General features: G+C 68.1%; 11 protein-coding genes, 1 pseudogene and 1 riboswitch. All 12 genes and pseudogenes read right to left on the bottom strand.

The features are described from left to right. Window positions 1–293 (bottom strand): annotated as a pseudogene (locus tag ACOJVU_RS06745) (glycine dehydrogenase (aminomethyl-transferring)); the annotation flags it as partial. Window positions 294–476: 183 nt separating this feature from the next. Further along, a riboswitch (glycine riboswitch) is annotated at window positions 477–574 on the bottom strand. A gap of 110 nt (window positions 575–684) precedes the next feature. Continuing rightward, window positions 685–1,317: a MerR family transcriptional regulator gene (locus tag ACOJVU_RS06740; protein ID WP_421529067.1), complete on the bottom strand. Its 633-nt coding sequence runs from the start codon at window positions 1,315–1,317 to the stop codon at window positions 685–687. Between the two features lie 298 nt (window positions 1,318–1,615). Continuing rightward, window positions 1,616–2,110: a bifunctional nuclease family protein gene (locus tag ACOJVU_RS06735; RefSeq protein WP_421529066.1), complete on the bottom strand. Its 495-nt coding sequence runs from the start codon at window positions 2,108–2,110 to the stop codon at window positions 1,616–1,618. A 91-nt stretch (window positions 2,111–2,201) separates the two neighbouring features. Then, on the bottom strand, window positions 2,202–2,942 hold the full coding sequence (locus ACOJVU_RS06730) for a MerR family transcriptional regulator (RefSeq protein WP_421529065.1): 741 nt from the start codon (window positions 2,940–2,942) through the stop codon (window positions 2,202–2,204). Next, a complete protein-coding gene (garA, locus tag ACOJVU_RS06725) occupies window positions 2,939–3,427 on the bottom strand; it encodes a glycogen accumulation regulator GarA (protein WP_421529064.1) in 489 nt (162 codons plus the stop codon). Before garA ends, ACOJVU_RS06730 begins: the two co-directional genes overlap by 4 nt. A gap of 304 nt (window positions 3,428–3,731) precedes the next feature. Further along, entirely contained in the window at window positions 3,732–4,130 is a 399-nt protein-coding gene (gene gcvH, locus ACOJVU_RS06720; protein ID WP_421529063.1) for a glycine cleavage system protein GcvH, read from the bottom strand. 22 nt (window positions 4,131–4,152) lie between these two features. Then, on the bottom strand, window positions 4,153–4,995 hold the full coding sequence (locus ACOJVU_RS06715; RefSeq protein WP_421529062.1) for a DUF881 domain-containing protein: 843 nt from the start codon (window positions 4,993–4,995) through the stop codon (window positions 4,153–4,155). 16 nt (window positions 4,996–5,011) lie between these two features. Next, window positions 5,012–5,344 carry a small basic family protein gene (locus ACOJVU_RS06710; RefSeq protein WP_421529061.1) on the bottom strand — a complete coding sequence of 111 codons (333 nt, stop codon included), beginning with the start codon at window positions 5,342–5,344 and terminating at the stop codon, window positions 5,012–5,014. 55 nt (window positions 5,345–5,399) lie between these two features. After that, window positions 5,400–6,326 carry a DUF881 domain-containing protein gene (locus tag ACOJVU_RS06705; protein ID WP_421529060.1) on the bottom strand — a complete coding sequence of 309 codons (927 nt, stop codon included), beginning with the start codon at window positions 6,324–6,326 and terminating at the stop codon, window positions 5,400–5,402. Next, on the bottom strand, window positions 6,313–6,948 hold the full coding sequence (locus ACOJVU_RS06700; RefSeq protein WP_421529059.1) for a CDP-alcohol phosphatidyltransferase family protein: 636 nt from the start codon (window positions 6,946–6,948) through the stop codon (window positions 6,313–6,315). The genes ACOJVU_RS06705 and ACOJVU_RS06700 overlap by 14 nt, the downstream gene beginning before the upstream one ends. 127 nt (window positions 6,949–7,075) lie before the next feature. After that, entirely contained in the window at window positions 7,076–9,412 is a 2,337-nt protein-coding gene (secA2, locus tag ACOJVU_RS06695; RefSeq protein ID WP_421529058.1) for an accessory Sec system translocase SecA2, read from the bottom strand. Window positions 9,413–9,499: 87 nt separating this feature from the next. Further along, window positions 9,500–11,161 carry an acetolactate synthase gene (locus tag ACOJVU_RS06690; protein ID WP_421529057.1) on the bottom strand — a complete coding sequence of 554 codons (1,662 nt, stop codon included), beginning with the start codon at window positions 11,159–11,161 and terminating at the stop codon, window positions 9,500–9,502. Window positions 11,162–11,174 lie beyond the last annotated feature (13 nt).

The raw sequence follows: 11,174 nt of genomic DNA, 5'->3' as shown, positions 1-11,174 counted from the left end.
ACCGGTGGGGTGAGCGTGTCGTAGTATCCCTGCCCGATCATCGACACGGCCACGGTGTTCGCCTCGGCCAGCGCCCGCAGCTCGGCCAGGGCCTCGGCCTCGCCGGCGGGTGGCGGCAACGCATCGAGCCCCGGTGCGGCACCGCTGTCGGTGAGAGCGTCGAGGATGCGGCTCGGCACGGCCCTGGCGGCCAGGTCGTCGAGCGAGTCGACGCCGATGACCGCAAGCATGGCGGTGACAGCCTCGCGGTCGGGCCCGATGTGGCGCGTTGCAAAGGTTGACTGGGCGGGCACTGGCGAACTCCTGACTGGACAGCCTGTACAAGCAGCAGAGGCAGAGGAATGTGGCCCTCTCCCTCTGTCTTTGCCCGTTCGCCGGGCGCCTGAGAGATTCGGCGCCGCTACTTCTCAGAGCAGGCCTTTCCCCATCGGCGGGTGCGGATCAATCGGAGGCCGCACCGCTTTCCAGAGGCGTCGGAAACTCGCGCGGTCCGGGTGCCTGAGAGGTTGGTGGAGAGGTCTTGCTCCTTCGGCGCCCGTGACTGGCGGTCACGGAGCTCTCCCGCCCGAGTGCGACGCGCCATCCAGCTTACTCGGCCGATGGACCCGGTCGCGAGCACGCAGCACCTCACCGACGACACCCGACGGCACGAGTGCACCTTCGCGGCAGAAAGAGCTCGCGCAGTTAACCGATCTTGCGGTCGCGGTGCTTGCGCCGGGACGCCAACTCGTCTTCGGGGGCCGCAATGGATTCGCCGCCGTCGGCACGCTCACCGGGGAAGTCGGCGATGACGCCGGTCAGCTCGCGCATCGCACCGGAGACCGCGATACCGAACACCCCCTGGCCCCCCTGCAGCAGGTCGACCACTTCTTCGGCCGAGGTACATTCGTAGACGGTGGTGCCGTCGGAGAACAGGGTGATGTTGGCCAGGTCCTCGACGCCGCGTTGGCGCAGGTGGTCGACCGCGACCCGAATGTTGTGCAACGAGATGCCGGTGTCGAGCAACCGCTTGACGATCTTGAGAACCAGGATGTCCTTGAACGAGTACAGGCGCTGACTGCCCGACCCTGCCGCGCCACGGATCGACGGCACGACCAGCGACGTACGCGCCCAATAGTCCAGCTGGCGATACGTGATTCCGGCGACCTGGCAAGCGCTCGGCCCGCGATAGCCCACGAGGGCGTCCGGCACGGAATCGTCGGGAAACAGTCCGGGCTGGACGGGCTCGTGAAGCCCGGACGGGCTCTGGTCCTCCTTGCTCGCGGCGTCCGCGTGGTCGGCTAGGTCCAGCTGTTCTTGACGTGGCTGCTCGCTCACGGTGGTTCCTCTCGCCGATCGCGTTCTCGTACTAGCTTCGTCACTGGCTGCACCGGCAGCCACGCTCGCTCAGGCCCGAGTGCTAGAGAGCTTACGCTGTTGGGTAGCCGCCGTGCCCTGTCTGGTCCTCAAAGTATGGCCGCCGCACCGCTGAGTGGCTGTGCAATCCGCCAGGCGTGTCGACCTCGGGGCGAGTTGAGACACATCCGTGACGTGGTGAGCGAGGGTGGCGGTCAACCGCGCGAGCATCCCCCGGACGGATCGCGAACGGCGGCGACGGCGGGACTCGATGCTCGGGCTAGGTGGCCTTGAAGTCGTCGGGAGACACGCTGTCGAGAAATTCCTTGAACTTCTCCACCTCGTCCTCGCGCACAGGGGTGTTGGCGTCCTCGTCACTCTCGTCGGGGATGAGCAACCCCGCCTGGGCGAGCACGGCTTCCTCGACGTAAATCGGAACACCGACCCGCAGCGCGATAGCCACCGAGTCCGAAGGGCGTGCCGACACGGTGACGTTGCGGTCGAACACCAGGTCGGCGTAGAAAGTGCCTTCCTGCAGATCGACTATCCGTACTTCTTTCAGTGAATGTCCAAGCGCCGTAATCACATCCCTGATGAGGTCATGCGTCAACGGGCGGGGCGGCTCCACGCCTTGCTGCTCGAGCGCAATGGCCGCGGCCTCGGACTGGCCGATCCAGATCGGCAGATACCGGTCGCCGTTGGCTTCGCGGAGCAACAGCACCGGCTGGTTTTGCGGTTGCTCCACCCGAATGCCGACAACACGAACTTCGCCCATTTGTGACTGACCTCCGCAGCTGCCGCCGTCCACAACCCATACTCGGCGCGACGTCGAGGTCGAACACCAAGTTTCGCCTGAAGTCTAGTCCTCAGCCGCGCAGAACGTCGCGAACGGCGGACTTGATCAGGGACGTGTGCAACGTGATCGCGAGCGCCGCGACCTCACGCGCGAGATCGTCGGCGCGGTCGCGGGCGCCGGCCTTGCCGCCCTTGACGACCGGACCGGCGATCTGGGCGATCAAATCGGACTGCCGGTCAGCCGCGGAGCGAAAAGCCCGCAAATGCCGAGGCTCGACGCCGTATTCGGAAAGCGCCTTAGCGCACTGCAGGATCACGATCGCGTGTTCGTCGAAGAAACCGCCCGGGCCGGTCGTGACCACCCCGGCTTTCAGCAGCGCCGTCACAAGGTTCTCGTCGACTCCGGAGCGCTCGAGAAGTTCTTCGCGACTCAGCCGGACGCGGGTCGGCGCCACTGCCGCCGTGTCGGATCCGGCGGCTTCCCCACTGTCGGCCACCGACACCAGCCGCGGAACGCCGTAAGGGGATGCGGCAGCGGGCAGCTCGCCGTCGGGCTGGGCATCCAGTTGCGCCCTGATCACCTTCAGCGGGAGGTAGTGGTCACGCTGGGCGGTCAGGATGAACCGCAAGCGCGCGCAGTCGTACGCGGTGAACCTGCGATACCCCGACGCGGCGCGCTGCGGCGTCACCAGTCCCTCGGACTCCAAGAACCTGATCTTGGAGATCGTGACATCGGGGAAGTCCGGCCTCAGCAGGTCCAGTACCGCCCCGATCGACATCCCGGCCAGGGCCGGGCTATCGGGTGCGCTCACTGACCCCCGGAACCTCCGTCGCCGTCGCCGTGTTTGGGCCCCGTCATAAACACCAGGCGGAATTTGCCGATCTGCACCTCGTCACCGTTTGCCAGGACCGCCGAATCCACTGGCTCGCGGTTGACATACGTCCCGTTGAGGCTGCCGACGTCGACAACGTGGAATTCGTTGTTATCCAGCCGAAATTCGGCGTGGCGGCGGCTGACGGTGACATCGTCGAGGAAGATGTCGCTGTCGGGGTGCCGACCGGCCGACGTGACGGGCTGGTCGAGCAGGAAGCGGGATCCGGCGTTCGGTCCCCGTTTGACGACCAGCAACGCCGAGCCCGCCGGGAGGCCCTCCACCCCGGACACCGCACTCTCGCCCCCCGTCTGTGCGGGGGCGTCCAGCTCGTTGAGGAAGTCGGCCCTGAAGACGGAAGTCGTCTCCACGGTGACTTCGTCAGAAGTCTGGTCTTTCCCCATATCGGAGTCCATGTCCGTCACGCGCTGCTCCTCACTGGCCGCTGTGGCGTTGTCCGACCGTGCCGCTCGGACCGGTCGACCACGTGTCCCTCTTCGCCCGTCGTGTTTGTCACTGCCTGCTCGTCCTGATGTGTCGACCGTACCGTGCACCGATCGACAATGTCCCCACCGCCGTGGGATCGGAATCCCGACGGTTCCCCGCACCGGGGAGCTGCGCGAACCCATGCGAAGACGTATCCCCGCGAGCGGGGCGTGACACTCCGATGATCGAGCCGCCGCGCCGCACGCTGTCGCCGCGCACGACTGGCAGGCACATTAGCAACCGTCATTCGGTCAGCATGCCGCGGTAGGCCTGCGCGTCGAGCAACCCCGCAATGTCCGACTCCAACTCGGAGACATCCGAGACCTGAACTTCCAGCAGCCAACCGGCGCCGTAGGGATCGGAGTTGACCAGTTGCGGGCCGCCGTCCAGGTCGCTGTTGACCGCGGACACGGTGCCCGCGACCGGGGCGTAGAGGTCCGAAACCGATTTCGTCGACTCCACCTCGCCGAAGGGTTCGCCTGCGGTGAGTTCGGTGCCCACTTCCGGCAACTGGACGAAAACCACATCACCCAACGCCGACTGCGCGAAATCGGTGATCCCGATCCGCGCGGTGTCGTCCCCGCTGCGGCGAACCCACTCGTGTTCGGCGGTGTAATGCAGATCGGGCGGGATATCGCTCACGGTAATCCTGTTCTGGTCGGGTTCACTTGACCGGCTGAGCGTATTCGTGCGGTTTTGGTTGCCGCAAGGTGGTCACATCGACTCTGTCGGACTGCTGTACCGACATTCGCGCACCGACCCGTTTGATGCTGTCCTCCGCGCCGCCCGGAATGTTCATCGCCGCGGCCAGTGTCGGCGGATCACCAATCGCGAGAACCGAATACGGCGGCGACAGCGTCTTGTTGTCAACGGTCAGCGAGCCGGGAACACCGGCTACCCAGGTGTCGACACCCACCCGCACGGACTGGCCCGCATCGTCGACCTCGATCGCCTCGGCGCCGGCGGCACGCAACTCGTTGATCACGTCGAGCATCGCCTCCGGCGACACCCCGGGCCCGGGATCCTCGATCGTGACGGTGACGCCCGGCCCCGTGGCCCCCACGACGCCGACCAAGATGGACAGCGCCGCCAGCCTGGCCTGCGCGCTCTGAATCGCGGCCTGATCGGTGTTTCCGGAGGCCTGCAACGAATTCAAGGTGTTCTGCAGCTCGCTCACTTCGGTGTTGAGCGTGGCTTCGCGCTGCCGCAGCGAGTCCAGCAGGACGAGCAGGTCCGCGGGGCGCGCCGTGTCGAGAGCGTCGCCGGTCTGGGTTTGGCGGACCTGTGTGGCGATGGCGATCCCCAGGAGCAGGCACAACACGATGGCCAGCGTCCCGAAGGCCAGACCGGTGCGGCCGCCCCGCCGGAGTCCGGACCACCCGCTGTGGCGCACGGCCCCGATTTCGGGCCGCGGACGGTGGGCCGGCAGTTCGTGGCGACCGCCGCGCCGCTCGTCCGGGGCGCTCTGAGCCTTGTCGGTGTCGCGCCCGGGCGGGCCGTTGTTCATGCTGGTCTCGTTTCCGTCAGGCACCGAACAACCGGCGGCGCAGCGCGGCGGCGTTGCCGAAGATTCGGATGCCCAGCACGACGATGATCGCCGTGGACAACTGGGTGCCGACGCCCAGTTGGTCGCCGACATAGACGATCAGGGCGGCCACGAACACGTTGAAGACGAACGAAACCACGAACACCTTCGAGTCGAAGATCCGCTCAAGGTATGCACGCATCCCTCCGAACACCGAATCCAGTGCAGCGACCACGGCGATCGGCAGATAGGGCTGGATCACCTCGGGCACCGCGGGGTGGAAGACCAGGCCCAACAGGATGCCGACCGCAAGCGCCGCGATACCGATCATGCGCGCCTCCCCGCCTGTACCCGTTCTCGGCGGTCGCGTGCCACGCGGACTCTGCTCACTGGGCCCCCATCTGTCTGGCGAATTTGACATCCCGGATCGATCCGGCAGGCAGCGCGAGGCCGTCGGTGACCTTGACGGTGATGTCCACACCGTAGGACACCTCGAGCAACCTGAGCCGCTGCAAGCCGGGACTGCGGTCGAACGCGTCGCGCATCGCGTGCGGCGGTCCGATCGCCAGGATCGTGTAGGGGCTGCTGGTGGGACTGTTGTCGACCAGAATCGCACCGCCGGCCTGGCGGATGGTCGCGTTCGGCCCGATCCGCACGCCGCCGACCGAGATGGCCTCGGCACCGCTCGCCCATAACGAGTTCACGACCAGCTGCAGGTCGCGGTCCAGGATGACCTGGGTGCTGCCGCTGACCCGTTGTTTGGACACGTCGGAAAGGTTCGGGCTGACACCCGGGTCGGTCACGGTCACGTTCAGGCCCGGCCCGATGATCGGTGTGCTGGCCGCCGCCAAGCTCAGCGCGTCAAGCCGGGTCAACAGCCGCTGCCCCGCGGCGTCGTCGGCCAGCGCACGGCGCTGCACGTCGTCGACCCGCGCCGACAGGACACCGCGTCGCCGCGCCAGGTCGCCGTCGGTGGTTTCCGCCGAACGCACACTGCGGACCAGCAGCTGCTGCTCGGTGCGGACGCCGGGTGCAACCGAGCGGGCCTGGGTGACCGCGAACGCGAACACCGCTGCGATCAACAGCGCGGCCAGGGCCTGCCAGATCCAGCCGACGGCACTTCCGCGCGGGGCATACGGCGTGCTCGACCGGCTTCGTCTGGCCGCTGCCTCGGCGTAACCGGGGTCCAAGTGCTCGGAGAGCAACGCGCGCAGCAGAGAAGGCACCGGGATGTGAGGCGGTCGCGCAGCCGCATGGGCGCTGTGGCCGGCGTCGGGGTCGTAGCCCCCGAGGATGCGGTCAGCCTCGGCCATGCTCACCCGAGTCCTGTGCAGCCGCTCGACGCGCGCGCCGCTCGAGCTTGGGCATCCGGCGCGCCACCAGGGTCATCTGCACCGCGTAGAGCACGAACGCCCACAGGTACATGTACATACCCCAGAGCAGAAACGCCCATCCGCAGGCCCACACCACCCGGCTCCATAACGCGTCCCAGGTTCCCAGCAGAACGAGCGGAAAGCCAGCCATCAGGGCGAAGGTCGCGGCTTTGCCCACGTAGGTCACCGGCAGTGCGGACAGACCACGGCTGCGCAGCAACGGCAGCGTCGCGGCCAGCAGCCCGTCGCGCGCCAGCAGGACGATCACCAACCACCAGGGCACGATGCCGCTCAGCGCCAACACGATCGGCACGCTGACCATGTAAAGGCGGTCGACGGCAGGGTCAAGCAGGACGCCCAGGCGCGAGAACTGGTCGAGCAGCCGCGCGATCTTGCCGTCGGCCCAGTCCGACGCGCCGCTGAACAGCAGGATCGCCACCGCCCAGCCATGGGCGTGCGCGACCAGCAGGGCGTAGCCGAATACCGGGATGAGCGCCAGGCGAAGGACGCTCAGCGCGTTCGGCACCGTCAGCACCCGGTCGGACGGAGGCAGCGGCTCCATGAGCGGTGACCTTAACGCGGCGACGAAGCGGTCCGCAGCGCGGACCGGGCCGCGAACGTGACTTCACGGCGATTTTTCGCGGGCGGAATTTCTCGCCCTGACGTCACGTGCACCGACCAGCGCCCTCCTAGCGGAACACCCCGGGCAGGCTCAGAGTCGACAAGGTGTCGTCGGACAGCGGGTTGTCGTTGACCATGTAGGTCCACGTCGACGTCGGCCGCGCGAGCTTGGACAGGTCCAATCCCGGCTCCTCCTCCAGGACGTCGGCGGTCTCGAACGTCTGCTGGGCTGCCTCGATGGCGTCCGCGGCCAGTGATGCGAACGCATCAACCGCCAACCGGTGGAACTCGTCCAGCGGGTTCTGGCGGCCCAGCGCACGCAGATGGATGCTCTCGCGGATGTCGGCCAGATACGCCAGGTGATCGGCCCAACCCCGGTCCAGGTGGTAGAGCATGATCTGCCGGCAGATCGTCTCGAGCCTTTCCTCGGAGATGTTCTCCGACAGTTCCTGGTAGCGCGCGGGCGCCAACTCGGCCAGTTCCTCACGCGCGGTCGTGGTGCGCAGCAACGTGTTTCGCCGATCGACGATGATGGCACGCTGCTGGGCGATCAGCTGGTTGTAGCGCCACGTGTTGGCGTGCACGTCCAGCATCCGGCCCTCGGCGACGCGTTGGGCGTGGTCGAGCAGGCCCGCCGCCTTCGGGCTGAGGACCCGGCCGTCTTCGTCGGTCTGGGTGGGCAGCTTGTCGCTGTCCAGGTTGGCCACCACCACGTCGTCCTCCCAACTGGAGAAGAACACCGTCGAACCCGGGTCGCCCTGGCGTCCGGCCCGCCCGCGCAGCTGATTGTCCAGCCGCTGGGTGTGGTGGCGGCCGGTACCCACCACGTGCAGCCCGCCCAGTTCGGCGACGTGCTTTTTCTGGGCGGAGTGGTCGCTTACGTCGGAGCCGCCGAGCCGGATGTCGGTTCCCCGTCCCGCCATCTGGGTTGACACCGTCACCGCACCGTATTTGCCCGCCTCCGCGATCACCTGCGCTTCCTCGGCGTCGTTCTTCGCGTTGAGCACCACCGCCGGGATGCCACGGCGCACGAGTCGCTCGTGCAACTCCTCGGATTCGGCCACGTCGCGGGTGCCGACCAGCACCGGCTGGCCGGTCGCGTGCACCCCGCTGAGGTGCGCGACGATCGCATCGTTCTTTGCGGCGGCGGTGACGTAGACGCGATCGGACTCGTCCTCGCGAACGTTGGGCTTGTTCGGCGGTATCGGCGACACACCCAACCTGTAGAACTGGCGCAGCTGCTCGCCGGCGGCCAGCGCGGTCCCCGTCATTCCGCACACGGTCGCGTAACGGTTGACCAGCGCCTGCACCGTGATGGTGTCGAGCACCTCGCCGGTCTCGGTGGTCTCGATGCCCTCCTTGGCCTCCACGGCGGCCTGCAGACCGTCGGGCCAGCGCTGCAGTTGCGCGATGCGGCCGCGGGAGGAGTTGATCAGGTGCACCGCGTCGTCGCGGACGATGTAGTGGATGTCGCGCTGCAACAGCACGTGGGCGTGCAGGGCGACGTTGACCTCGGTCAACGTGGTGCCCACGTGTTCCTCGGAGTAAAGGTCGATGCCGCCGAGCGCCTTTTCGACCTTGTGCGCACCCGCTTCGGTGAGATGGACGTTGCGGCTGTCGGCATCGGTGTCGTAATCGGTGCCCGCGACGAGCTCACCGACGAGCGTGACGATCTCCAGGCGCGGCGTCTCCCGGTGCGTGGTGCCGGCCAGCACGAGTGGCACCAGCGCCTCGTCGACCAGCACCGAGTCGGCCTCGTCGATCAGGGCGACATCCGGGTTGGGCGAGACCAGGTCGGCGACGTCGGTCACCAACTGGTCGCGCAGCACGTCGAAGCCGATCTCGTTGACCGAGGCGTAGGTGACGTCACAGTCGTAGGCGGCCCGGCGATCCTCCCGTGTGGACTCCGCGGTGATCCAGCCGACGGACAGGCCCATGGCCTCCAGCACGGGTCCCATCCACTCCGCGTCGCGGCGGGCGAGGTAGTCGTTGATGGTCACCACATGGACGTGCCGGCCGGCGAGGGCGTACCCGGCGGCCGCGATCGCGCCGGCAAGGGTCTTGCCTTCACCGGTGGCCATCTCGATCACGTCTCCGGCAAGCATCCGCAGTGCCCCCAGCAACTGCACGTCGAAGGGACGCAGCCCGGTCGCGCGCTCGGCCGTCTCCCGGGCGATCGCAAGATACTGCGCGATATCGTCCGATTCCGCGAGGTCGTCGAGCTTGAGCAGTCCGGCGGCCTTGCGCAACTGCTCGTCGGTGAGACCGGCGGCCTCCTCGCCGTACTCCGACGAGGAGGTGACCGCGCCGAGGGAACGGCTGCGGTCCTTTTCTGTGCTGGCACCGAGTAGTCGCCAGAATCGGCTGGTCACGCGGCCCGGATGGGCCCGGCTGGTCTTGGGCACATCACAACGGTACGCGGGCCCGGCCGTTGGTCTGCGCGCCGACGTGCTCCGGTGCACGACGTACGGCGTCCCGCTGCTCGGAGCGGGTCAGGCCAGGTTGGAGCGACGCGGATAGGCGACGGCGGGGTCGGTGAGCACGTTGACGACGGCGGGCAGCCCGCTGGCAAAGGCGCGTTCCAACGCGGGCCGCAGTTCGGCGGGCGCGGACACCAGCTCGCCGTGGCCGCCCAGGGCTCGCGCCACCTCGTCGTAACGCGTGCCCGGGCGCAGCTCGGCCACCACCGAGTAGCCGTAGAGGGCCTCCATCGGGTGCTTCTCCAGCGCCCAGATTCCGTTGTTGCCGATCACCGACACGACCGGAACGTTGTGCCGGACCAGGGTGTCCCATTCCATCCCGCTGAAGCCGAACGCGCCGTCACCCTGCAGCAGGACGACCTGACGGTCCGGCCGGGCCAGCTTGGCGGCCAGAGCGTAGCCGGGGCCCGAACCCAGGCACCCGAACGGGCCGCTGTCCAGCCAGCAGCCGGGCTCATAGCTGTCGATCACCCGGCCGGCGTAGGAGCCGAAATCGCCGGCGTCGATGACGACGACGGCATCGCGATCCAGCATCGGGGCCAACTCGGCGTACACCCGCATCGGGTGCAGCGGAATCCTGTCGTCGCCCAGGTCGGCTTTCTCCGCGTCGCGCGCGGCATTCTCGGTCGCACGCAGCTGTTCGATCCAGTCCCGGTGGTCGGTGCCGCCGGCCCCCGTCCCGTCGGCCAGGGCCGAGAGGATCACGGTGAGGTCGCCGTAGAGCGCGGCGGCGACGGGGCGAGGATGGTCGCGCCCGGGTTCGGCGCGGTCCGCCACGACGAGCTGGGTCTGCGGACCGAACACCGCGCCGAAGCCGAGCCGGAAATCCATCGGTACCCCGACAACCAGAGCCACGTCGGCTTCGCCCAGCGCTTTCGCCCGCGCGCGCGACAATGCCATGGGATGGTCGGCCGGTACCACGCCGCGGGCCATTCCGTTCATCAGCACGGGGATCCGCCGTTCCTCTGCCAGCCGGAGCAGCGCCGATTCCGCATGCCCCCACCAGACGTTGGTGCCCGCCATGATCACCGGCCGGCGCGCCGCGGACAGCAAACTCGCGGCACGGTTCAGCGCGTGGGCGTCCGTCTCGCCCGGCGCAGTCACCGATGTCGTGGCGAAGAGCGCTCCGGGCCTGCCGTCGTCGTCGGCCATCGAAAACACGTGGTCCATCGGGAAATCAACGAAAGCCACACCCGACGGCGCGGCCACCGCGGCGCGCAACGCCTCGTCGACGAGCCGGCCTGCGGCGTCGGCGGACTGTGCGGTGGCGGCGAAACGTGCCAGCGGCGCCACGAACGGCACGTGGTCGATCTCCTGCAGCGAACCCATCCCCCAGCGCGCCGCCGGGGCCCGGCCGCCGAGAACGACAAGGGGCGACTGATTCTGCTGAGCGGCCGCCATCGCGCTCATCCCGTTGGTGATGCCCGGCCCGGCGGTCAGCGCCGCCACGCCAGGAAGCCTCGTGACCTTGGACCAGCCCTCGGCGGCGAAGGTCGCCGTCTGCTCGTGGCGGGTGTCGATCAGGCGGATACCCTCGTCGTGGCAGCCGTCGTAGATCGAGAACAGGTGGCCGCCGGATAGCGTGAAGATGGTGTCGACACCGCTGGCCTTGAGTCGCCGCGCGACGAGGCGGCCGGCATGAATGGTCTGGGTGGAGACGGCGTCGGTGCTCATCACCGCAGCCTAT

Source organism: Mycobacterium sp. THU-M104 (assembly GCF_049197365.1).
Lineage (GTDB): Bacteria > Actinomycetota > Actinomycetes > Mycobacteriales > Mycobacteriaceae > Mycobacterium.
The sequence above is the reverse complement of the archived record's forward strand: the minus strand, read 5'-3'. Positions and strand labels throughout refer to the sequence as shown.

Excerpts from the sequence above, each read along its gene's own strand:
- ACOJVU_RS06705 (WP_421529060.1), bottom strand. The coding sequence starts at position 6,326 with ATGGCCGAGGCTGACCGCATCCTCGGGGGCTACGACCCCGACGCCGGC.
- ACOJVU_RS06690 (WP_421529057.1), bottom strand. The coding sequence starts at position 11,161 with ATGAGCACCGACGCCGTCTCCACCCAGACCATTCATGCCGGCCGCCTC.
- ACOJVU_RS06710 (WP_421529061.1), bottom strand. The coding sequence starts at position 5,344 with ATGATCGGTATCGCGGCGCTTGCGGTCGGCATCCTGTTGGGCCTGGTC.
- ACOJVU_RS06700 (WP_421529059.1), bottom strand. The coding sequence starts at position 6,948 with ATGGAGCCGCTGCCTCCGTCCGACCGGGTGCTGACGGTGCCGAACGCG.
- ACOJVU_RS06715 (WP_421529062.1), bottom strand. The coding sequence starts at position 4,995 with ATGAACAACGGCCCGCCCGGGCGCGACACCGACAAGGCTCAGAGCGCC.
- ACOJVU_RS06735 (WP_421529066.1), bottom strand. The coding sequence starts at position 2,110 with ATGGGCGAAGTTCGTGTTGTCGGCATTCGGGTGGAGCAACCGCAAAAC.